The organism is Photobacterium sp. GSS17, assembly GCF_028621875.1.
GTDB lineage: Bacteria > Pseudomonadota > Gammaproteobacteria > Enterobacterales > Vibrionaceae > Photobacterium > Photobacterium ganghwense.
In genome coordinates this window covers 1,292,941-1,316,852 of record NZ_CP117517.1, presented here as the reverse complement: position 1 = coordinate 1,316,852, position 23,912 = coordinate 1,292,941, and the positions used below count along the sequence as shown (strand labels likewise).

General features: G+C 50.6%; 19 protein-coding genes. 9 read left to right on the top strand and 10 right to left on the bottom strand.

The genetic code is table 11. From position 1 onward, the window contains the following. Nucleotides 1-94: 94 nt before the first annotated feature. From PGW97_RS05840 to PGW97_RS05820, 5 genes are read right to left on the bottom strand one after another with little or no spacing between them, the layout of a single operon-like run. The gene (locus tag PGW97_RS05840; protein WP_273859223.1) at nt 95-1,393 is read right to left on the bottom strand and encodes an XrtA/PEP-CTERM system-associated ATPase; all 1,299 of its coding nucleotides are present in this window, start codon (nt 1,391-1,393) and stop codon (nt 95-97) included. Between the two features lie 2 nt (nt 1,394-1,395). Further along, nucleotides 1,396-2,853, bottom strand: a complete 1,458-nt coding sequence (locus PGW97_RS05835) for a TIGR03016 family PEP-CTERM system-associated outer membrane protein (protein ID WP_273859221.1) — start codon at nt 2,851-2,853, stop codon at nt 1,396-1,398. After that, nucleotides 2,822-3,814, bottom strand: a complete 993-nt coding sequence (locus tag PGW97_RS05830) for an XrtA-associated tyrosine autokinase (protein ID WP_273859219.1) — start codon at nt 3,812-3,814, stop codon at nt 2,822-2,824. The genes PGW97_RS05835 and PGW97_RS05830 overlap by 32 nt, the downstream gene beginning before the upstream one ends. Continuing rightward, on the bottom strand, nt 3,811-5,352 hold the full coding sequence (locus PGW97_RS05825) for an XrtA system polysaccharide chain length determinant (RefSeq protein WP_047884179.1): 1,542 nt from the start codon (nt 5,350-5,352) through the stop codon (nt 3,811-3,813). The genes PGW97_RS05830 and PGW97_RS05825 overlap by 4 nt, the downstream gene beginning before the upstream one ends. Nucleotides 5,353-5,364: 12 nt before the next feature. Continuing rightward, nucleotides 5,365-6,012, bottom strand: a complete 648-nt coding sequence (locus tag PGW97_RS05820; RefSeq protein ID WP_047884178.1) for an XrtA/PEP-CTERM system exopolysaccharide export protein — start codon at nt 6,010-6,012, stop codon at nt 5,365-5,367. A 191-nt stretch (nt 6,013-6,203) separates the two neighbouring features. On the opposite strand from PGW97_RS05820, the gene PGW97_RS05815 reads away from it, so the two are divergent. The 9 genes from PGW97_RS05815 to PGW97_RS05775 all read left to right on the top strand — a co-directional run bounded on the left by PGW97_RS05815 (nt 6,204) and on the right by PGW97_RS05775 (nt 18,014). Further along, the gene (locus tag PGW97_RS05815) at nt 6,204-7,604 is read left to right on the top strand and encodes a TIGR03013 family XrtA/PEP-CTERM system glycosyltransferase (RefSeq protein WP_273859216.1); all 1,401 of its coding nucleotides are present in this window, start codon (nt 6,204-6,206) and stop codon (nt 7,602-7,604) included. 2 nt (nt 7,605-7,606) lie between these two features. After that, on the top strand, nt 7,607-8,560 hold the full coding sequence (locus PGW97_RS05810; RefSeq protein ID WP_217392983.1) for an XrtA system polysaccharide deacetylase: 954 nt from the start codon (nt 7,607-7,609) through the stop codon (nt 8,558-8,560). Then, nucleotides 8,505-9,545 (top strand): FemAB family XrtA/PEP-CTERM system-associated protein, encoded by a 1,041-nt coding sequence (locus PGW97_RS05805; protein WP_273859214.1) that lies wholly within the window; start codon nt 8,505-8,507, stop codon nt 9,543-9,545. The genes PGW97_RS05810 and PGW97_RS05805 overlap by 56 nt, the downstream gene beginning before the upstream one ends. Nucleotides 9,546-9,550: 5 nt before the next feature. Beyond that, nucleotides 9,551-10,867, top strand: coding sequence for a TIGR03087 family PEP-CTERM/XrtA system glycosyltransferase (locus PGW97_RS05800; RefSeq protein ID WP_273859212.1), 1,317 nt, complete (start codon nt 9,551-9,553; stop codon nt 10,865-10,867). Nucleotides 10,868-10,891: 24 nt separating this feature from the next. After that, nucleotides 10,892-12,391 carry an exosortase A gene (gene xrtA / locus PGW97_RS05795; RefSeq protein WP_273859210.1) on the top strand — a complete coding sequence of 500 codons (1,500 nt, stop codon included), beginning with the start codon at nt 10,892-10,894 and terminating at the stop codon, nt 12,389-12,391. Between the two features lie 128 nt (nt 12,392-12,519). Further along, a complete protein-coding gene (locus tag PGW97_RS05790; protein ID WP_273859208.1) occupies nt 12,520-14,403 on the top strand; it encodes an XrtA/PEP-CTERM system amidotransferase in 1,884 nt (627 codons plus the stop codon). Further along, nucleotides 14,403-15,662 (top strand): glycosyltransferase family 4 protein, encoded by a 1,260-nt coding sequence (locus PGW97_RS05785; RefSeq protein WP_273859206.1) that lies wholly within the window; start codon nt 14,403-14,405, stop codon nt 15,660-15,662. The genes PGW97_RS05790 and PGW97_RS05785 overlap by 1 nt, the downstream gene beginning before the upstream one ends. Continuing rightward, the gene (locus tag PGW97_RS05780) at nt 15,659-16,837 is read left to right on the top strand and encodes a glycosyltransferase family 4 protein (protein WP_273859205.1); all 1,179 of its coding nucleotides are present in this window, start codon (nt 15,659-15,661) and stop codon (nt 16,835-16,837) included. Before PGW97_RS05785 ends, PGW97_RS05780 begins: the two co-directional genes overlap by 4 nt. 61 nt (nt 16,838-16,898) lie before the next feature. Beyond that, complete coding sequence (locus PGW97_RS05775) at nt 16,899-18,014, top strand: glycosyltransferase (RefSeq protein ID WP_047884173.1); 1,116 nt, start codon at nt 16,899-16,901, stop codon at nt 18,012-18,014. A gap of 243 nt (nt 18,015-18,257) precedes the next feature. Here PGW97_RS05775 and PGW97_RS05770 read toward each other — a convergent pair whose 3' ends face one another. The 5 genes from PGW97_RS05770 to PGW97_RS05750 all read right to left on the bottom strand — a co-directional run bounded on the left by PGW97_RS05770 (nt 18,258) and on the right by PGW97_RS05750 (nt 23,813). Then, a complete protein-coding gene (locus PGW97_RS05770) occupies nt 18,258-18,995 on the bottom strand; it encodes a nucleotidyltransferase family protein (protein ID WP_053061738.1) in 738 nt (245 codons plus the stop codon). Next, nucleotides 18,982-19,569 carry a D-sedoheptulose 7-phosphate isomerase gene (locus PGW97_RS05765; RefSeq protein ID WP_047884172.1) on the bottom strand — a complete coding sequence of 196 codons (588 nt, stop codon included), beginning with the start codon at nt 19,567-19,569 and terminating at the stop codon, nt 18,982-18,984. The genes PGW97_RS05770 and PGW97_RS05765 overlap by 14 nt, the downstream gene beginning before the upstream one ends. Next, entirely contained in the window at nt 19,557-20,585 is a 1,029-nt protein-coding gene (locus tag PGW97_RS05760; RefSeq protein ID WP_047884171.1) for a GHMP family kinase ATP-binding protein, read from the bottom strand. The genes PGW97_RS05765 and PGW97_RS05760 overlap by 13 nt, the downstream gene beginning before the upstream one ends. Nucleotides 20,586-20,865: 280 nt before the next feature. Continuing rightward, the gene (locus PGW97_RS05755; protein ID WP_207103243.1) at nt 20,866-22,239 is read right to left on the bottom strand and encodes a putative O-glycosylation ligase, exosortase A system-associated; all 1,374 of its coding nucleotides are present in this window, start codon (nt 22,237-22,239) and stop codon (nt 20,866-20,868) included. Nucleotides 22,240-22,328: 89 nt separating this feature from the next. Next, entirely contained in the window at nt 22,329-23,813 is a 1,485-nt protein-coding gene (locus tag PGW97_RS05750) for an oligosaccharide flippase family protein (RefSeq protein WP_273859199.1), read from the bottom strand. Between the last annotated feature and the right edge of the window lie 99 nt (nt 23,814-23,912).

Below are 23,912 nucleotides of genomic sequence, written 5' to 3'. Positions count from 1 at the left end.
CCGGGTCTTAGCAGTAAAACGGCGAGAACCGTAAGCAACAAAAAAACAAGGCAGGTCGTTGACCTGCCTTGTTTTTTGTTTTCGTCCAATTTCATTATTCTTGATGGGCTTTCATCAGGGCCTGCACCCAACGTTTACTCTCGAGTTTAAGATTATCAGCATCTTCGATTTGAGTATTCCCATCCATGTCATTGTTGCCCTCACGGGGTTGAGATGACGTGATCTCCCCGCTGTACGACGAGGGAGCCGGAAAGGCATCTTCCCCGAGAACATTTTCTGCGGCATCTGTCTCAGCCCCCTCATTGCCATTGGATACCGCAGAGGAGCCACCAAGCTGATCGGATAATCGACGCTTTTTCAGGATGAGATTGTCCAGGTAACGAATTGTGGCAACTTTGCGTTCAATGACCTTGTCTAGTACCTCTTTCACTGAATCCAGCGTAGACAGGATTTTATCCATTTCATGATCACTCAGTGCAGAGCGACCTTGTGACAAACTATTCTCCGGATGAAAACCCGCACCCGCTGCGGAATGCTGGGAATCGGAGAGAGGAGCCATGGCGTGCTGAGTACTGATAGAGCCAGAGAATTCTTCGCCCATTTCATCAATCACCTGCTGAACGGCGTCCTCATCGATAATGCGCAATTCTTCAAGGTAAGCATAAAGAAACAAGCGATCCATCAGGATGTTAATCTTGCGGGGAATACCGGCCGTTTGCTCAGCGACCTTGGCAAAAATCGCCTCGTCCAGTTCCGGGTTCCCCTCCCAGCCAACCTGATGTAAGCGGTGCAAAATGTAATCGCGGGTTTGCTCGGTATCAAACGGCTGAAGATGGCAGGATGCAATGACCCGCTGGCGGAACTGCTCCATTTCCGGCAGTGCAATAATGGCTTTGAGCTCCTCCTGCCCCAGCAAAAAGCTCTGAATCAGCGGACGGTCATCAAGCTGGAAATTCGATAGCATCCGCAGCTCTTCCACTGTTTCGGCCGGAAGGTTTTGCGCCTCATCCACCAGCAAGAGTGCATGCCTACCCTGCTGATGCAATTTCAGCAAAGCCTGTTCCATGCGTTTCAGAATTGCGGCTTTATCCAGGCCTTCTACCGGTATCCCAAATTTGGCGGCTACCAGCCGTACCAACTCTTCTGGCGTGAGCCGGGTTGTGGCGATCTGAATTGCTTCGATGGAATCATCCAGAGAAGCCAGCAGGTTTCGGGCAATCGTGGTTTTTCCGGTACCTATCGGCCCGGTGACCACGATAAACCCCTCGCCCTGTGACAAGCCATATTCGAGGTATGACGCCGCCTTTTCGTGGAACGGGCTGGCATAAAAGAATCTGGGATCCGGGCTGAGTTTGAAGGGTTTGTCCGTCAGCCCAAAATGTGCTTCGTACATAATTAAAATTCCACCCTGACTTCTAGGTAAACGCGGTTCTCGTCATATTCGTTGTCCGTAACCGACGAGGAACGCTGGTTGAACTCATACCCTACTGAGCCGAACATGTTCTTACTCAGCTCATAGTTTGTGTCGAACGCCACAGTCCAGTACTCATCCTTTTGCTCGGGTTCCGACTGGTTCCGAAAACGGTAATCTTCATAAGACAACCCAATACGGGTATTAAGCCGCCGCGACAGTTCATGGGTGATATCCATGCTGATACCGTATCCGTCTTCATCCTTTTCCTCAGAATTGTCATTGAGCGGACGCTGCTGGTTATAGAACAACGTCAGCACATAATCGGTGCGACGAGCTTCCAGCGTTGTTGTCCATTCCAGTTTCCGGCTGAGAATAAACTCCGCGATGTCAGAGCCTGAGGTAAAGGTGTCACGGTCAAAACTGGTGGCTTCTTCGGTATAGCTAATCGCATTGGTCAGGCGACGGGTTTGATGCGAGAAAAACACCTCGTACGCATCCCCGAAGAAACGCTTGTCATAAGAAACAAAAAATTCAGTTCTCGGCGACGGATTCAGGTGTATCGAACCAGCCCAGAAGTCTGAGATCCCGTCGGTTTCGGAGAAGTTATAGCTCAGCTCAAGGTATGACGTTTTTGTCCAGTAATAACGGAGTCCCGGCCCCCAACTCAGCGCGTCCGTACTGTCCGCTTCGGAAACACCGTTGTAATCTTCATAGTTCAGGCGAATAAGCGGCGACCAGTGATGAATAGTCTGCAACCCTATCACTTCGCGTAAAATTTTCAGCTCGGTGTTTGGCGCACCTTTGTGGCCGTTTTTATAGTCATAACTGCCCTCGATATCCCAGAAGATATCCCGGACACGCTGACCGTTTTCGAAGTTAAATTCACCACCGTACCGGTCGTAATTCCCGATGTCATCTTCATAGTTCGCGACAGCGGTGAAAACCCGTCCATAGAAGTTAATGCTGCTCAGCGGATTAGACTGATAGCTCAAACCGACTTCGGCCGATTTACTCTCTATGGTATCCCCACTGAAAATGTCAGCATTGGCGTTCTCATCGATAGCACGCGCCAGATTGGAAATGGATGCATCAGCATCGACTCGAAAGCCACTGTCCCATAATCCTTTATCCGCATTAAAGGTGAGTTCCTGATAGGCCGAGTTTTCGCTGGAATCATGGCTGTAGAAGAGCTGACTAAGCTCATAATTAAACAGCAGGTTGCCGTCATTACCTGTGATATCAGCACTCAGGCCGGCGTCAATGGTTGAAATCAGGCTGTTACGACGATCTGAAGACGCCTGATCGACGTTATCAGTAAAGACTAGGCTGGTTCCGACAAAAGGGATAAATTCCACCTCTGCCGCGCCGCCGGTTTGTGGTAGCAGCAGTAGCTGTGCCAGAAATGCACTAATCGCTGTTCGTTTGAAGACCATATCCATAGCCATATCCATATCGACTATTTATTCCACGGGTCGCTTTGTTGAGAATAAACCCAATCACCATTTCCCTGTTCAGCTCCGAAATAGCCTGTTCAATATCAGACATCCGGGTTTTTGACTGCTCCACCACAATCATCGCCTGTCCCATAAATTTTGCGATCGTAGTGGTTTCTACCGCGTACAGCAGCGGAGGACAATCGAAGAGCAGAATGCGATCCACATAGCGGGCTGACAACTCTCTGGTCAGCTTCTCCATTTTGTCACTGGCCAGCAACTCATTGCTCAGGTGGTGCGGTCTGCCAGCCGGCAGCAAACGTAAATTCGGAATATTGGTGGTATAAATCACCTCTGAAATATCACTGACTTCACCCAGCAGGTACTCAATCAGGCCCGGCTTTTCATCCAGACCAAGGGTTTTGCTCACGCTAGGTTTCAGCACATCCGCATCGATCAGCAGAATAGTTTTGTCCTTTTCCGAAGAGATACTCAGCGCCAGGTTGACGGAGGTGAAGGTCTTCCCTTCCATCGGATTCGGGCTGCTCACCATCACCATGTTCGGGGACTTGAGGGTCTCAGAAGCGGGACCAAACGCGTTATAGAGCAATTTGTGTTTGATAGAACGAAATTCATTGGTAATTTGCGAGTTCGCCTGCTCATCCGTATGGGAAACCATACCCATTTTTTTCAGCCGCTCAGTATCTATGTACAGTTCTGCTTCACCGGTAAACGCAAGCACCGATTCCTGCCCTGCCGCAGATTGGGAATAACCGGTGTGGCTATCCACATCTGCCATAGACCTCTCAGGCATAGACGTGTTTGATAAGCGACTGCCCGATGCAAGCAGATTCGATGAGGGGCTCTGTTCCCGCTCTTTGGACTTATCCATCGCGCGGGCAATCATCCCCTGCTTACCCGGCTTTTTGCCGCCCCCTTTTTTCAGTGCTTTTTGAATAATGCTCATAACATCTCCTTACCCTGCATTATCAATTGATGCACTGAAGGCATGCTATTGATGACCACAAAACAGACGAAAAACACCAGCAGCAAGACACTGACGAACGAGAAACGCAACATTCGCCACCGCTCAATTTTTTTCAGGCCAGAGAGCTCTGTTGCCGACACGACCCCAAATACCGGTAACTGCAATTGCTTATAAATTTGCGTAGGTGAGAATGCCACTGACCAGATTTGGCTGGCAATAAACGCCAGTGCAAACCCTACGCCTACCGCCAGAATCAGCACAACAGTCAGGAATAGCGGACGCATCGGACCAGACGGTTCCCGTGGCAGCAAAGGTGGATCAATAATCCGGAACGAAATCTGATCGGACTTGGCATCCAAGCTCTGCGACAACAAGGCCGACTCCCGACGAGAAAGCAATTCGTCATACTGCCCCTTCGTCACTTCATAGTTACGCATCATGCTGGTCAGTTCTGCTTCGATTTTTGGCAGATACTCCAGCTTTTCATCATTAATCCGAATCTTTTCAATCAGGCTCTCTTCCCTGGCTTTCAGAGAAGCTACCTGATTTTCCATTTGTCCGACCGTCAACTTCATTTCCTGCAATACTGGATTTAATGCCAGTTGCGCGGCATTGCTACCGCTGCTGCTTTGCTGTGTCTTCAGCTCTTCAATCTGACGGCGGGTTTCACGAACATCCGGGTGCCTTTCCGTAAAGCGGAACAGCAAACTGTCCAATCGGGTCTGCAGGGCTTCAAGCCGCAGGTCATACTCCGTTTTAAACCCAGAACTCTGTTTAGACGCCAGATTGGTTTCCTGATCCAACTGGCGCCGGGCAGAGATCAGACTGGACTGGGCTTCACGCAACTGCAGCCGCGTTTCCTCCAGTTCGCTTTTCATTTGTTCTGATTTAGCGACAAAGCCTCGCTCAGACCCCGGCAAGTAACCGGCATTCTTTCGCTTAAAATCAGCCAGTTTGGCTTCAGAATCCAGCAATCGAGCTTCATATTCCGCCAGCTGGGTTGATATGAATTCATTGGCACGCCGGGTGTCCATCTTCTTCTGCCCGACGGCATTTTCAACAAACACGTCCAGTGATGCCTGAACCACATCCTGCGCATACTGCGCATCTTTGCCGGTGAAACTGATAGTAAAGAGGTTTTCTTTACCGGCACTTTGAATACTGATATCTGATTTCAAGGTATCCAACAGATCTTCATATTCTTCTGTGGTGCGGGTTTTCACATCAGCATCAGTGTAACGGGCAATGGTTTCCAGGTTGCGCCGACTCAGCAGCGTTTTCACCATCAGGCGAAGTTCCTGTGACGGATCGGCATTGATCGCCAGACCTTGCATCAGGGGTTTTAGGATCGTCTGCGTGTCAGCATAAACCCGCGCTTCAGACGTGTATTGATTTGGCATCAGGGTGACGGCAATCCAACCCAGCGGACAAATAACCCATGCCGTCATCCAGATCCACCGACGATTCAACCAAATACCGTTAAGGTATTGAATCAGGAGATCCAGCTGTTCCTTCATACAGACGCCCCCTTAAAACCAGGACTCAGGAATAATGACAATGTCACCCGGTAAAATATCGATGTTGGCCGTGATGTCACCGTCACGGATCAGATCCCCCATGCGCAACCCATATTGTTGCTGACGCCCGTTAACAACCCGGATAAGGCGGGCATCATTACCGTCTGCGTAATCAGTTAAGCCACCGACCTGAACCATGACGTCAAGCAAGGTCATGTTCTCACGGTAGTTAATCGCCTGAGGCTGAGAGGCTTCGCCAATCACCCGCACCTGCTCGCTGTAAGGGCCAATAAAACCGGACACCATAACGGTCACTATGGGGTCGCGAATATACTCGGCCAGTCGTGCCTCAAGGCTGCGGGCCAAGTCTGTCGGGGTACGACCAGAAGCGGGGACATCTTCCACCAGCGAAGTAGAGATCATGCCGTCAGGCCGCACGGTGTAGCTGCCTGAGATTTCAGGGTTCCCCCAGATAAAAATGCTCAGGCTGTCACCGGGACCAATCAGATATTTGTAATCCCTGACATTTTTGGTAAGTGAAGGCTGGGTGGTGGCGGTTGGTAGTTGCGGAAGGTTACCGCTAGAGCATCCTGCTATCGATCCCGACAACATCAAGACTGCGATCCCTGCCTGCTTAGCGCTAAATACTCTTCTTTTCATATCCTTATCCATCCTGGTCTTTCCACATTTCAGCGCAATTGATGCCTGTATTTCCAATGTGTTGCAGCGTGCTAAAAAGAGTTTTGTATAAAACTAACTATATATGATTTTTTTATTGTGTAAGTTTTTTCTACACTACAATTATCCATACCAGCATAACGTTCATATTTAGCTATAAGTCAGGGAAAGCTATGGCAAATACACGTTTTCATGATTTAAATCTGAGTAATACCACACTCATCGTGACTGACATATTTTTGTTAGTCAGTCTTTTTTATTTAAGTTTCCATTACCTTCCGGTTTATTATCCGGAGTACTTTCATGGGTTAAAAAGCCTGCCGCTGATTCTCCATCTGTTCTTTTTTACACTGCCGATTCAGCTCACACTGTTAGCCGTCGGTCTGTACAACGAAAAGTTACGGGAATCTTTCAGCGGTATTACCGTTCGGATTGCTGTGGCTATTGTACTCGCCTATATTTTGACGTTTACACTTTCCATTGTCATTCCCCCGCTGAGTCTGCCTGCCACCAATAAGCTGGTTCTGTATGCTTCAGCCTTTGCCGTGCTTGTGATTGCCCGCTATATCGCCATCAGTAAACAATACGAACACATTGGCCGACGCCGGGTGCTCTTACTGGGTTGCGGGGAACGCGCCACGCTGATCAATACCTGCATGCGCCGTAAAAAAGACAGGGTCCATTTTGAATTGGTCGGTTATGTCCCTTTTAAAGGCGATAAAGAAACTCAAGATCCGAACATGAATAAAATCGAATTAACCGTTCCTTTAGAACAATATGTGTTTGAAAACGGTATCGATGAAATCGTGATTGCGTTGGATGAACGCCGGAATAATCTTCCGACTGAAAGCCTGTTCCATTGCAAAATGCAAAACATTTTAATTACGGATATTCTTGATTTTGTAGAACGGGAAACCGGTCAAATTGCGGTTAACCATATTTACCCTTCGTTTGTTATTTACAACAATCACAATAAGGAAAATATCTTTTCACGTATTTTCAACTGGTTGTTTAATAGCGCATTAGCGTTAATTATTCTTGCCGTATGCTGGCCGTTAATCCTTCTGACCATCATCGCCATCAAATTGGAAGACGGTCTGAAATCCCCGGTACTGTACTCTCAGCAACGGGTCGGTCTACGGGGGAAAGTCTTCTCCATCTACAAGTTTCGCAGTATGCGTACCGATGCAGAAAAAAACGGGGCACAAATGGCCACCAAAGGTGACAGCCGTGTCACCCGGGTGGGTCGTATCATCCGAAAATACCGCGTCGATGAGCTTCCACAGTTATTTAATGTCTTTCGGGGAGACATGTGTTTTGTCGGCCCAAGACCGGAACGTCCGCAATTTTCTGAGGAATTTGAACACCATATCCCCTATTACTCGCATCGACACCGGGTCAAGCCCGGGCTGACCGGGTGGGCCCAGCTGAAATATCCTTACGGAGATGGCATGGATGATGCAGTAGAGAAATTGAAGTTTGACCTCTATTACATCAAGCACCGCAGCCTGATGCTGGATATTTTAATTCTGATCAGAACCTCTGAAATTGTTCTGTTCGGAAGAGGAAGGTAGCTATGCAAACATTCGATGCCCGTGATATTTCGACCCGACAAGACGCCACTCCCGCTCAGCCTCGCTGTCATGCAATGACTGTCGATGTGGAAGACTATTTCCAGGTTGCGGCTCTTTCACCTGTGGTAAAACGCCACGAATGGGGAACCACATACCCGCTTCGGGTCGAAGCCAACACGCATCGAATTTTGGAACTGTTCGACCGGTACAACGTAAAAGCCACTTTTTTTATTCTCGGCTGGGTCGCTGATGCCTGTCCGCAGCTGGTGAAAGCCATTCATCGGCAGGGACATGAAGTTGCCAGTCACGGCTTTGCCCACCAGCACGCAAACCGCCAATCGCCGGATGTATTCCGGGACGATGTGGCGCGCAGCAAGCATCTATTGGAAGACCTGACCGGCCAGGCCGTTAATGGCTATCGCGCCCCGAGCTTTTCCATAGACCAGTCAAACCAGTGGGCCTTTGACGTACTGCAAGAGCTGGGCTTTCAGTTTACCAGCAGTACTTACCCGATTAAGCACGATCTGTATGGCGTCCCCGACTGGCCCAGGTTCAAACATGTCCGACAAGAAGGGATTGTTGAAATCCCAATTCCGACCCTCACCCGCTGGGGTCGAAATGTCCCCATCGGCGGCGGCGGATATTTCCGATTTTACCCTTATCGGCTCAGCCGATACCTGATTCAAGCTTACATCGAGGAAACCGGCCAGCCATACAGTTTTTACTTTCACCCCTGGGAGATAGATCCGGCTCAGCCTCGTCCCTCAGGGCTGTCAGCCAAATCGCGCTTTCGTCACTACATCAACTTACACCGAATGGAACGCAAGCTGTCGCGACTGGTTCAGGATTTTGAATGGAACACGATCAGCAATGTTTATCAATTAGACGGGCAGGACGATCATGGAAACGCTATCAATACGGAAGTTAACGCCTACCGAGCACAATGCCTGGGATAAGTACGTCGACACCCATCCGCAAGGCAGCTTTTTTCACCTCTCCGGCTGGCTCGATGTAATTCAGTCTGTGTTTGGCCATCGCCATCACTACATGCTGGCAGAGCAGGATAAACAGGTGGTGGGGGTATTGCCCCTTTTTGAGCAGAAAAGCTGGCTGTTTGGGCATTCACTGGTGTCGACCCCTTTCTGCGTCTACGGCGGCGCGCTGGCTGACAGTGATTCCGTGCGTGAGAAGCTGGAAGAAGCGGCCTATGAGCTGGGCTGCGATCTGAAGGTAGACTATGTCGAGCTGCGCGATCGCAATCCGGTCGAAAGCAAAGGTCCCTGGGTGACCCATAGCCATCACACCTCCTTCGGATGCACATTACCGGACGATCCGGAGCAAATTCTGACCGCTATCAAGCGCAAGCAGCGTGCAGTGATTCGCCACGCGCAGAAAAATGCGCTGAGCTGGGACAATAGCGATAACCCGGCAGAATGTTTCGACCTGTACTCAGAAAGCGTACGCAATCTCGGCACACCGGTTTTTTCAGACAAATTGTTCACCAGCCTGAAACAGCAATTCGGCGAGCAATGTGAAACACTGATTATCCGGGATCACGCGCAGACGCCGGTGTCCGGCGTGCTGAGTTTTTACTACAAAGGCGAAGTGCTGCCCTACTATGGCGGTGGCACACTTGATGCGCGGGATCTGAAAAGTAACGACTTCATGTATTTCCAGCTGATGCAGCTTGCCCATCAGAAAGGGATTCGTCAGTTTGATTTCGGACGCAGTAAAAATAATTCGGGATCCTACAAATACAAAAAGCACTGGGGCATGGAAGAAACACCACTGAACTATCGGGTGGCCCTGGTCAAAGCTCAGGCTCTGCCGAATCTGTCACCGAACAACCCGAAATACCGTTACTTTATTCAGCTCTGGCAGAAGCTGCCACTGAGCCTGAGCCGTCGCCTTGGCCCGTTGCTGTCAAAATACCTGGGGTAGTTGTTATGAAAGAGCCGTTACTGTATCTCTGTCACCGCATCCCTTTTCCGCCGAACAAAGGGGATAAAATTACCACTTACAATATCCTGAAATTTCTCAGCCGGTATTTTGACATTCATTTAGGCTGTTTTGTGGATGACGCGTTTGACAAACAGTATCAGCAAGATGTGGCGCAGTTTTGCGCCAGCTGTCATATCATGCCTCTGTCGCGCCGATACAGCCAGATAAAGGGACTCACTGCCCTGCTGACCGGACAACCCATCACGGTTCCCTTTTACGCGCGCGCTCACATGCAGACCTGGGTTGACCAAACCATTGCAAAATACGCTATCCGCAAGGCATTTCTCTACTCAGGGTGCATGGCGCAGTATGTGTTGAAACACCAGAAAGACCTGCACACCGTGATGCACTTTGCCGATATTGATTCGGATAAGTGGCGCCAGTATGCCGACAAGACTCAGGGGATCATGCAGGCCGTTTATCAGCGGGAGCACCGCACTCTGGCAGCTTACGAACAGGCGGTTGCCGCAGCCTTTCAGGTCAGTTGCTTTGTCACCCAGACTGAAACCGACGCATTCAAAGCCATGTTACCCACAGCGGTACGGAACAAAATTCATCCGCTGGAAAATGGGCTCGACAGTGCCTTTTTTTCGCCCGAGGCGGATTGCCATTTGGGCGAGAGCTATTCGCTTGTGAGTGAAAACTACATCGTTTTTACCGGTGCAATGGACTACTGGGCCAACGAAGACGCCGTGATTTGGTTTTGCCGTGAGGTCTGGCCCAAAGTCAGAGCCGCCGAACCGAACGCCAAGGTCTATCTGGTTGGCAGTTCGCCGGGCCCGAAAGTGACTGCACTCAATAACCAACCCGGCGTCGTGGTCACCGGTCGGGTGGAAGATGTGCGCCCCTACCTTAAATATGCCAAAGCAGCGATTGCTCCCATGCAAATTGCACGCGGCGTTCAGAATAAAATGCTGGAAGCCATGGCGATGGCGAAACCGGTTGTTGTTTCTTCTCTGACCATTGAGGGCATGGAAGATTACCCGACATCGCAACTGAAAGTTGCTGATTCTCCTGATGTGATTAGCCAATGGCTGCTCAACAAACTCAACCAGCCCCATATTGTGGCCAGTGAATCACGCAACTGGATAGAGCAGCACTTCAGCTGGGAAGCCAAGCTACGCCCGCTGCTGGATTACCTGGACTCGCCCTCTCTGGCGACCCAGTATGATCCCGCCACACAGCGCCATGAAGGTTTGAGGGGAGATGGTACGAATACCAATCCGCCCGGCTGTGCGGTCAAAGAAGCACAGGAACTGTAGCCAAGGTATTAAGAAGAGGTGACCATGGGACAGAACAAACCCTTGTTAGTGTTACTCCCCATCTTTTGCTGGGGACTGGTGTTCTATGCGCCGCTGATGGACATGGCTACCGTATGGGGGCAATCCAAAACCTATGAGCATGGTTATCTGATTGCGCCCATCAGCCTGTGGGTTGCCTGGCAACATCGCCAGCAAATCAGTCAACTGCCTCGTGATGTAGCCTGGTTACCCATTCTCCTGATGCCGATTCCCGGTATGCTCTGGCTGGTCGGTAAAGCCGGCGGAGTCGCGCTGTTTGAGCACGCAGCCGCCATTTTCAGCCTGCAACTTCTGCTGTGGGCAATGCTCGGCACGCCCCGAGCAAAAGTAATGTGGTTCCCGATTGCTTACCTGACATTTTGCATTCCGTTCGGCGAAGAGCTGATTCCTTCACTGCAAACCGTGACCGCCGATTTAAGCATTGTCTTTCTGCAACTATCGGGGATTCCGGTATACCGGGACGGCTGGTATCTGACCATTCCCAACGGCCAGTTCTTTGTGGCCGAAGCCTGCTCCGGTATTCGTTTTCTGATTTCCAGCGTGGCTCTGGGTACTTTATTTGCTTATCTCCAGTTCACAAAACCCTGGAAGCGAATTTTGTTTGTCGGGTTTTCCTTTATTTTCCCGATCATTGCCAACGGTATCCGTGCCTACGGCATTATTCTCATCGGCTACCTGTCTGACATGAAACACGCTACCGGTGCCGATCATTTGGTGTACGGCTGGGTCTTCTTCAGTCTGGTCATTCTGTGCATTTATTTGACTGCCAGCCTGTTTGCGGACAAACAGCGTGAGCAAGAGACCGTTTCTCCGCAGCCTCACCCCAGCGGCACCTCGCCGGTTAAAGCAATCGGGTTGTTATCCGCATTACTATTATGCTTTGCACTTTGGGGACGCAGCATGACAGCCGTGCCGGATCCGGTGACAGACACGTCACCGTTGCTGGCCGGCAGTGTCGTGACACAATCTGTCAGTCATCTCCCCTCACCTCCGGACACAAAGCCAGCGACATCCCTTGAGATGGAAAAGTTGTGGGGCATTCAATTTCCGCATGCGTCTATAGCCAAACTGGCTGTCAGCACTAACGGCAACGCGCTGCTGTATACCGCCCGTTACGCTCTGTGGCAACCTGAAGGCGAACTTATCAGCAGTGATAATCAATTGTTTGATAAAGAGAAATGGGCGATACAACGTAGCGGACAACTTTCACTGCAGACTGACACTTCGGCCGCAACCCTGTCACTGACCAATCAGCGGGGTGACACAATGCAGGTAGTTTACTGGTACTGCATCAGTGAGTTCTGCAGCAGCGATCCGCTCACCATCAAATTGTACAAAGCCGGTCAATTGATCCGCGGCGGCAGCGGATATGCCGATGTTTTTGCCATTGCCAGTTCCGATGATCAGCAGGCGGCTCACTTTGCCCGACTCTGGTCGGCGGCAACCAACGCCGAAGCAGACGTTATGGCAGAAAACTTGCAGTAATCCCATGCAGTAACCCCTTGTCGTAACTGCTTGTAGCAAGTTCTGGCAATAAGCTTTTGCAAAAAACCGGCATAAAGCCAACAAGGAAACAGCTCAGCTACCCGTTAATGTCAAAAGGAGAGGACGATATGTGTGGGATTTCAGGGATTTTTAACCTGCGCCAGCCGTTTCCGATCGATGAAGAGTTAGTGAAACGGATCAATCGTCTGCAAAGCCACCGAGGCCCAGATGATGAAGGCTATTTCTTCGACAGCAACACCGCACTGGCCCATCGCCGCTTGTCCATCATCGACCTTTCTGGAGGCCACCAACCGCTGTTTAACGAAGATCACAGCGTGGTGGTGGTTTTTAACGGCGAGATTTATAACTTTCAGTCACTGGCAGACACGCTGATGACCCTAGGCCACCAATTTCGGACTCTCAGTGACACCGAAGTGATTGTGCATGCCTGGGAAGAATGGGGGGAACAATGTGTAGAACGCTTTCGGGGGATGTTCGCCTTCGCCCTATGGGACACTAATCGCCAAACCCTGTTCATGGCAAGAGACCGATTGGGTAAGAAACCGCTGTTTTATACCGTGACCCGTAACGGCCAGTTTTTGTTTGCCTCCGAGTTAAAAGTGCTGCTCGGGCATCCGGACATTGACACAACACTGCGTCCGGAAATGGCCGAAGAGTTTTTCATGTTCGGGTATATTCCTGAACCATTCAGTGCATATCAGCACATTTTTAAACTCAACCCCGGACACACCCTGACGCTGACTCCCGGCAGCCACATTCACCCCCGCCAATACTGGGATTTAGCGGCACCGTCAAACATACTGTCATGGGAACAAACCCAGGAAGCGCTGCTGGAAAAACTGGAAGAAGCCGTGGCCGTTCGTATGATCGCCGATGTGCCTCTCGGCGCTTTCCTGTCCGGCGGCGTCGACTCCAGTGCCATAGTGGCTTTAATGGCACAGCTACAACATGCCCCCGTCAACACCTGCGCCATCGGCTTTGATGAGAAAGCGTATGATGAAAGCGACTATGCCCGGCAAATAGCAGACCGTTACCGCACCCGCCACCATCAACATATCATCAGCCCGAACGATATCAGCCTGGTTGAGCTGATGACGGCGATTTATGACGAGCCTTACGCAGACAGTTCTGCCCTACCCACATACAAGGTGTGCCAGCTTGCCAGCCAGCATGTCAAAGTCGCATTATCCGGGGACGGTGGAGATGAAATTTTCGGTGGTTACAGACGACACCGAATGCACCTTGCGGAGCAGAAACTGCGGGATGCCATCCCTGGTCCGATTCGTAAACCACTGTTTGGCTCTCTCGGACACCTTTACCCCAAGGCAGATTGGGCTCCTCGCCCTCTGCGGGCCAAAACCACGTTTCAGTCACTGGCCATGAGCATGGTGGAAGGCTATGCAAACTCGATTTCCAAACTGCGCGCTGATGAGCGGCGACAACTGTTCAGCGCCTCTTACCGCCAGAAACTCAACGGCTATACCGGACTGGAGTTGCTGCAGTCCTACACCCGGCACCTGCCGACCGATGATCCGCTGAAACAGATACAGTATCTGGATATCAAGACATGGCTGGTCGGGGACATTCTGACCAAAGTGGATCGGGCGAGTATGGCCAATGGCCTGGAAGTACGTGCGCCTTTGCTGGATCACGAATTTATTGAATGGGCCTACCAAATAGACAGCCGGGACAATATCCGTGGTACAGAAGGAAAATATGCCTTCAAAAAAGCACTCGAAAACCATGTCAGTCACGACATTCTCTACCGGCCGAAAATGGGATTCAGTATTCCGCTTGCCGAATGGTTGCGAACCAGCCTGAAGCCTATGCTGATTCAGAACGTGTTGTCTGAACAGATGTGCGACAGCGGCTTTTTCAATGTCGATGTTCTGAAGAAAATGATTGCGGATCATCAGTCAGGGTATCGCGATCACGGTGCCTCTCTCTGGTGCCTGCTGATGTTCGCACAGTTTATGGTGAGGCAGCGCTGATGAAACTATTGACCATTACCACTCTTTACCCGAACGCCGAAGATCCTAAGCACGGTGTCTTTATTGAAAACCGGTTACGCCAACTGCGGCTGAGATACCCGGATGTCGAGGCCACCGTCATCGCTCCGGTGCCCTGGTTTCCGTTTCGTCATGCCCGATTCGGTGCATACGGCCGGTATGCCGCGGTACCCGACATGGAAACCCGCTACGGTATTAAGGTGTACCATCCGAGATACCTGGTAATTCCCAAAATCGGCATGAATCTGACCCCCTACACGCTGGCGCACAGCCTGAAAAATCAGGTTGGCCGTTTACAGGCTCAGGGCGAGCAGTTCGATCTCATTGATGGGCACTATTTTTTCCCGGACGGGGTCGCTATTCATGCTCTGGCACAATCGTTACGCCTGCCGTTTACCGTGACGGCTCGGGGAACCGATATCAACCTGATACCCAGCTATCCTCGCCCATTACAGCAAATTCAGCATGTTTTAAAACACTCTCAGCATAACCTAGCCGTGTGTGAAGCACTCCGCCAGGCCATGATAGGTTATGGCGCTGACCCGACGCGAACAACAACAGCACGCAACGGTGTCGACTTAAATGTATTCCGATGCGTCGACGAAATAGCGCAACCGGCGTTACGTCAGTCGTTACAACTGCCTACAGATCGGCCTGTCATCATTTCTGTGGGGTTGCTTGTAGAGCGAAAAGGTCATCATCTGGTGATAGAAGCCCTCTCACAGATACCCGATGCGCTGTTGTTAATTGCCGGAACCGGCCCGGATGAACGCAAATTACGCCAGTTGGCAACACAACTGGGCGTGGCTGAACGGGTCACCTTCCTCGGTGGACTTTCCCAAAGCGTACTGGCGGACTATTTTGCAGCCAGCGATATTTCTGTTCTAGCATCCAGCCGGGAAGGCTGGGCCAACGTTCTGCTGGAATCAATGGCGTGTGGCACGCCGGTCGTCGCCACCAACATCTGGGGCACACCGGAAGTGGTAAGCGCGCCGGAAGCTGGCGTCTTGGTAGAACGTGACAGTTCCAGTATCGCCCAAGGTCTGTGCCAACTTCTGGCACACCGTCCGTCCCGTCAGCAAACCCGACAATATGCAGAACAATTTTCCTGGGATGATACGTCTGATTTGCTCTACCACTTATTCACGCAGATTATCTCCGGCCGTAACCCCCCGTTACCGGCGCCTTCAATTCGGCACACCCGATCTGAGACAGAGCACGACAAGGAAGCCAGCTTATGAAAATTTTGTACCACCACCGGGTAGCTTCCCGAGACGGACAGTTTGTTCATATTGATGCCATCATCAAGGTCTTAAAACAGCAAGGGCACGAGATTATTCTGGTTGCCCCGGAAATCAGCGAAAAGACCGATTTTGGAGACAACGGGGGATGGGTCTCCAGACTCAGAAGCACCTTACCGGGGTTCATGGCTGAACTGCTGGAATTTGGCTACAGCTTTCTCGATTTTTACAAACTCCGAAAAGCAATTAAAACCCACCGACCCGATGTGATTTACGAGCGTTATAACCTGTTCTTGCCATCCGGTATCTGGGCCAAAAAACTGTACGGCCTGCCATTATTGTTGGAGGTCAATTCTCCCCTCTATCAGGAACGCAATGACTATACCGGTATTGCTTTGCCAATGCTGGCGCGCTGGTCAGAATACTATGCCTGGCGTAATGCTGACCACGTCCTGCCTGTCAGCCATGTGCTGGCCGGATACCTAGATGAAGCTGGCGTACGCCAAGAATCAATCACCGTCATACCCAATGGCATTGACGCCGGGCTGTTCGCCGCCGAAAGCCAACCCGCCCGAATGGCCGATTTTGAGGGAAAAACCGTAATAGGCTTTGTCGGCTTCTGCCGTGAGTGGCACCGACTGGATGCCGTGATGGATAAAATTGCCGAACTGAATAACCCCGATTTGCATTTGCTGGTCGTAGGAGACGGGCCGGTCTTGCCTGCACTGCGAGAAAAAGCCAAGGCACTTAACCTGAACCACCAGATTCACCTGCCGGGATTAGTCCCGCGTGACGACATGCCACGCTGGCTGGCGCAGATAGATATTGCGCTTCAGCCTGCGGTGACCCCCTGGTGCTCACCACTCAAACTGATTGAGTATCTGGCCTGCGGCAAGGCCATTGTGGCCCCGGATGCCGACAATATTAAAGAGCTGCTGGCGCATGGTCACAACGCCTTACTGTTTCAGGACGGAAACATGGATGCCATGATCAATGCTATCGAATTTTTGATTCAGCACCCGGAGCAGCAAGCCAGGTTGCGTCTGGCCGCTCGTCAGACAATCAATGACAAACAACTGACCTGGACCGAAAATGGCGAGAAGATTGTGCGTCTTTTTGAACAGTACCTGTCCCGCACCGAACCTACGCTGCTCAGCAGCCAGACTGGCGGATAACGACTAAAGGCTATAAATATCCCCCCACCCACGATCTCAGGCACAGGCAAGGAGCTAAACGATGGTCAGGAAAGTGGTTCACATTGTGTATGGTTTCCACATTGGCGGGCTGGAAAAGCTGATCGTCAACTGCATCAACCAGATGGGCGAAGCTTATCAACACACCATCATCAGTCTGACCACCGTGGGCGATATTGTGGAGCAGCTTGAGCAGGACGTCACCACGATGGCATTAAACAAATCGCCGGGAAACAGCTTAAAACTGTATGGTGAAATGTACCGGTTGCTTACCGACCTGAAGCCGGATGTGGTGCATACCTATAATCTAGCGACAATCGAGTTCCAGCTTGTTGCCGCATTGGCTCGGGTACCGGTGCGTATTCATGCCGAACATGGGCGGGATACGTATGACCCATATGGCAAGGTCAAAAAATATCAGTACCTGCGCAAACTCTGTGCTCTCGGTATCCATCGTCTGGTTGCCGTCTCTGATGATCTGTATCGCTGGCTGAAAAACGATGTAGGCATACGCCCCCGCCAGCTCCAGCTCATCCGTAACGGGATCAACACCCGCTATTTTTCACCAACAGCCTGCCACTTTTCACCAACAGCCAACCACGAGCCGCGGCAGCGGTTCACCTTTGGTCACGTCGCCCGACTGGAGTCGGTGAAAAACCAGCCCCTGTTGATCAAAGCCTATCAGCAGGCCTGCATTGAAAGCCCGGACTTTGCCCAACAAACGCAACTCATCATTGTCGGCGATGGCGACCAGCGCGCTCATCTTGAAGCCATGGTCGCGGAAGGCCCGCTCAATGCTCAGATTGAGTTTGCCGGACGTCAGACTGACATGCGCAGCCAGTATGCCCGCTTTGATGCCTTCGTGCTGACATCCATCGCCGAAGGGATTCCCCTTACACTGCTTGAGTCCATGTCGATGGCTCTGCCACACATTGTGACCACAGTGGGAGGAATTTCTGAGGTCATTTTGCCCGGTGAAACCGGCTGTGGTATTGCGTCAAACGATCAGCCGGCTCTAACCCGCGAGCTCCTGCACTTTTATCACCAGCAACCGGCAGCAATCGCTATGGGCCAGCGGGCCCGTGACCATATAGAGCAACACTTCAGCGAGAAAGCCATGGTGAGTGCCTATGAAGCCATTTATAACGCAGGTTCATAATTAAGGGATTATACAGAACACAGAGTACACATGCCTGCACTTCACTATGCCCACCAGCATCTACTACGGTGTCCATCATCCCCTGCATGTAGTAATAAACGCCAAGCGGCTATCTTCCTCTCAGAAGATAGCCGCGGGTCTGGTGGCATAGTTTGGGGAATGTAAGTGGGTACATGCTATGACACAGAGTTATCCCATGACGCAGAGCTATCCCATGACTCAGCATAACCCCATGACACAGTGTTAACTGAAATGCATCTGGTCATGCTGACTAAAGTACGCGTTCGCGAGCTTATAATCGTCGAAAATGCCGATATCGATAAAATAACTGTCCGAGATTTGGCTCGCCAGGCAGATATGGCGATCTGCTGCCTGCTCCAGATAGGTCTGTTCAAAAGAAAATTTACCTTCCGGTGCCCGACTGAAAATTGATGCTCTGAGCAGGTAAATTCCGGCATTGATATATCCGGAGAAACTCTGTTTTTTCTCCTGAAACCCGGTGACATAACCCCGGTTATCCAACTGAGTCGTGCCGTAACGGCTGGTGTCATAGAGGTATTTTGTCACCATGACAATATCTGCGTCTGTCAGTTGCTTGTACATGCCATTGAGGTCGAACTCACAGTAACTGTCCCCGTTCACAACCAGCAGGGTTTTATTTTCCAGCCCCAGCGAACAGATAGCATGAGCAATCGCGCCCCCCGTTCCCAAGGGCTTATCTTCCACACTGTAGTCAATCGGCACATTGCGATAAGTATCACCAAAATGCGCCTGAATAATTTCCCTCAGGTAGGAGACTGCCAGCACGATCCGACTGACATTTTGTTCCACCAGATTGTCGAGCACCCGCTCGATAAACGGACGCCCGGCGACATCCATCATGGGCTTAGGGGTTTCCTGAGTCAGAGTCCCTAATCGGGTGCCCAAACCGCCGCAAAGCACGACGGCAACCACGTCTCTTTCATCGTCATGGTCGGTCATAGAAATACTCCTTCTCAACGTACCCGCAAATCATGTGACCAATCAAAATGTGGCATTCCTGTATTCTCGGCGTATCACCGGATGGCACACTGATACAGTAATCGCAGCTTTCCTGAATAGCTCCGCCCTGCCCGGCCAAACCCACTGAAATGATGTCATGCTCACGGGCATATTCCATCGCGCGTAAAATATTGGCAGAGTTACCCGATGTAGAAATCCCGATGAACACATCACCCGGCTGACCGTTTGCCTGAAGTTGACGTTCGAACAGCTTTTCGAAACCGTAATCATTGCCGATAGCCGTCAGAATCGAGGTGTCGGTCGTCAGTGCCAGTGATGGCAGCCCCGGACGATCAAAATTAAACCGGCTGACAAATTCGGCGGCAATATGCTGCGCGTCAGCCGCACTCCCGCCGTTACCGGCCAGAATGATTTTGTTTCCCCGGCGATAAGCCGCCAGACACAGCTCGGCCACATCCGCAAGGGTACTCATCACTGCCGGGGATTCCAGCAAGCGCTGTTTAACGGCCATTGAATCAGCAATGCTGTGCGTAAAATAGCTTAAACCTTCCATGACTGTGTTCCTTCCTGGGTAAACTTAAACGGATGAATTGACCCTTCCAGATCGGCCAGCGCTGATTCAACGGCGAGGCGTTTGAGTGGATCGACAAACAGCATCATGAATCCGCCACCACCGGCACCGGAGATTTTGAGAGATTTCGCGCCGGCACTCATGGCTCGATCTTCGATTTGTTCAATTAATGGCGTGGAAATAGAATTCGACGTCGCTTTCTTTGCCAACCAGGACGAACGGAACAAATCTGACATACCTGAAATGTCTGAATGCAGCAGACGCTCTTTCATCTCAAATGCCAGTTTTTTCACATCATGCATCGCCTGAAGTGGCTTTTCTGCGTTACTGTTGGTCGTTCTGACCTGATCATCAATAATCTTGGCAGAGGAACGAGACACCCCGGTAAAGTACAGCATCAGCTGTGACTCCAGCTCATTGAGGATAGAACGCCGAATGCGCAGCGGATTGACCAGAACCCGATTATTGTCGTAGAACTCCATAAAGTTAAACCCGCCAAACGTGGTGGCATACTGATCCTGGCGCCCACCGGACAGCTGGCAGTCAATACGTTCAATATCATACGCAAGCTGTGCAATGTCGTATTCACCCAAAGGCAGGTTCAGTAATTTCTGGTAGGCGCTGATCATAGTTACGACCAGTGTGGACGATGAGCCGAGCCCGCTGCCCGGAGGCGCATCGCAATGGGTGTAAACCTTAACAGGAAGCGGTTGTCCCTGATTAAACTGGGTCACCACCCGGTTATACACGGCTTTGTGGAGCATGAGGTCGCCCTCAAGCGGTATCGCACCGGTCAGATCAACATCCACCTGTCGGTTAAGATCCTGAGCGATAAATGACGCATAACTGAATGCCTCATCCATCTCGATGGTACAGTGTGCATACATATCAATTGTTGCATTCAGTACACAGCCGCCATATCGGTCGCAATATGGTGAAAGGTCTGTGCCTCCCCCGGCAAGCCCGAGACGAAGCGGTGAGCGCGATCTGACTATCATGGAACAGGCCTCCTGTCGTCAAATAAGCAGTCGTCCAATAAAGAGCCATTAATAGGGGCCATCGCCAGTTAGCATCAGCCAGCCCGTTACAGACAAACCAGTGATAACAACCACAAATAAATACAACAATTTAAGCGTGGTTGAGTACCAGGGTTAACGCAAGAAAAATACCAGTTTTACCGCCGCTAGTTTGCCCGGTTTTCAGGGCAATAGCTGACCAAATTGAAACGCCACAGCAAATATGCATCGTAAATTGCAAACCGCCGCCAGGCGGGCTCCTTCACTTCATATACTGTCTGCCTGCGTTACCCGACATCGCTGGGGCAGGTATAGCTTCCTGGTCAGGTTTCTGGGCTTTTTTCCGTTGCGTTTCGGCTGCAACCGATGCCAGGGCCGAGTTTTTCAGAGCGATAGTCATCGCAATGAACACCCAGATGACCTCGAAATATGGCAGTGATAATGCCGCGCCCCCGACACAGAATGCGATAATGGACAGCTGCATCATCTTTGCTAATTCCGCTTGCCACCTGGCACCTTCAATGTCTTGAACCTTCTTCATGATATTGCGGAGCGAAAAAATCGCCGATGCAATCACGCACAGGAACAGAAACAGCCCCAGAAAACCATGGTCACCCAGCACCTGAAAATAAATACTGTGGGCGGCCCAGCCTTTTTCTCCGGGTTCAGGGGATTTAATAAAGGACAGTTTCGAAAAATTCGGCGCAACTGACCGCCAGACATGACCGTGCTGCATTGCCCTGAATCCGCCTCCGACTAACGGCCGTTCCATGGCCATCAAGGTGTACATCTTCCAGGCTTTCACCCGGATCATGAAAGAGCCATCCTGATCCGCATTCTCAATCGTATTCATCCGATTGAACCATTTATCCGTCAGAAATTGTGATGCCACCGCAGCCACAATTAAAAACCCGACAATGGTGAGCAGCTTACGTTTGCTGCGCATCCAGAAGAAAAAGCTGATGCAGCTCAGGCCGATAAATCCTCCCCGTGACTGTGTGCCCAGAATTGACATCACACAGAGCACCAGCACGCCAATCATCGTCAGGCGGATATATTTTTCCTTGTACTGCGACAGCAGATAAATAGTGATGGGAATAATCATACACAGCACAAGGGCGAAGTGATTGTTATCGGAAAGAATGTGGTTGTCCGGGCCTTTAATGTGATGGGAACCTGCCGAGGAAAAGAATTTCAGCCCTTCAATCACCCCCATTACCCCCAACGAAAACACAAAAACCGTACACAGGTACTTGAAATGATTCCGGTCACGAATAATCAGAATAATAAAGACCATTAACAGGACAATTTTGAAAAACTTGACCCACTCGCTCCAGACAAAATCTGGCAAGGCAACGGTGGTGATACTGGTAATGGTAACGTGCAAACAAAAGAGGAAGGTAATAACAAACGTGGTGGTTATTTTTACCGGATCCTTTCGGGGATAAACGATATAAACCAGAATGGTCAGCAGTGCGAACAGGGAATTAAAACTGAGGCCTTTGGCAAACCCATAAAGCCAGTAAGCGGGTACAAAAATCCCCGTCCAAAGCCAGAGCGATACGGCGATGTATGGACGCCGAACGGCAAACAGCAACAATGCACAGACTACAGAGAAAAAAATGATGTCTCTCATTCGCCATCGCCTTTTTGATCATCCTGAAAAGAAAGGTAGGTAATCCAGACAAACAGCACCAGGAAAAACAAAAACAACAGGGATTCCATTCACCCTCCTTTCACCGCCATTGCCGGTCGGTTTCTGCGGATCAGTCGAAGCACGAACTCACAACATTCCCAGTAATACGGAAACCAGCGACGAAAACTGTAAGCCAGCAGCAGCATACAAGGGATATAGACAACCATGCCGGTTAACACTCCCGCACAGAGCTGCCACATCTCTGACGGAAACATCGCCATGGTCTGGACCACCATCAGGTACATGACAAGACCAGAAACCGCCGGCGTCAGATACAGGAACAGTAAATCATGCGCTTTAATGCCAATAACAAACCGTTGCAGCATCAACAGCCAGAGAAAGAAACCTGCACCAATGGCAAACCTGAGCTGAGCCAGTTGCTCAATCCCGGCATCATGGTATGTCGTGAACACAACAAAAATGGACACAATGATAATGGCGTCTGAAGCAATGATGACTTTCAGCTGCTTTTTGACCGTGAGAATGGAGCACATCAAGCCATGCGAAGACATGACAATCACTAACCCCGCCATACATTGCAATAGCGGCGCAGCATCCCGCCATTCTTCGCCGAGCACAATACCGGAGAAAGGTTCAGCAATGGCGATAAGTCCAATCCCGCACGGCACTAAAATGAGCATATTCAGACTCATCTGTTTCACTATGCGGTAATAAAAATCAGCCACCTCGTTCTGTACCCGGGACACCACTGCAAAAAAACCATGATTCATCGGTCCCACCAGCTGCATAAAAGGCAGCCAGGCAAATTCCGTGGCGATGTTGTATAACCCGATACTGCGGCTGTCGACGATGTTCCCCAATATCAGCACATCAATGCGCGATCGCATGTATCCAAAAATAGCGGATAAATAGAGCCATTTTGAGAATGTCCATTGCGTTGACCAGTGCGAGGCGGTCAGCCGTGGCCGGTAAGGAAACAGGATATAACCCATGACGGTTTCAGACAGCGCAATCACTATTACCCCGATAATCAGCGCCCAGTAGGACTCCAGGTAAATAGCCAGCATGATAGACACAACAGTACCTATTGTTTTACCAATCATGTTTGCTGCCAGAATACGCTTAAAGTGGTAATTTTTTTCGGCCACATCCAGTGCGACATTTCTGAGCCCGGAAATGAGCGGCAAAATTGCCACAACATGGATAACCGCCTCCATTTCGGGTTTATTGACATAGTCAGCAATGAACCCGGCGGAGAAAAAAAGCAATATGGCTGAAACACATTTGACGGCCAAACCCAGCGACCAGATGCTGTCGAGTTCCTGTTTAGACATAGAGTCTGAACTGATGACAAAGTGACCGATGCCGACATGGGAAAAAGCGGCAAATAATGAAACAAAGAATGTGGACAGCGCGGCGATGCCGAAATCTTCGGGTTTAAGCAGTTTTAGAAGGATAATGGTATTGACCAGGCCGATACTGCGGGCATACCAGTTGGCTATCAGTGCCCACTTTGCTCCCTGCATTAAGCCATCGCGTTCTGAAAAAGCCATCCCTGACTCCTTGCTCACCAGTAAATGGTGTAATGCCTTGCATTTACCAGGCCGGAAAATACTTTTTTGTGCTGGCCACGACCATACCATTGAATAAAT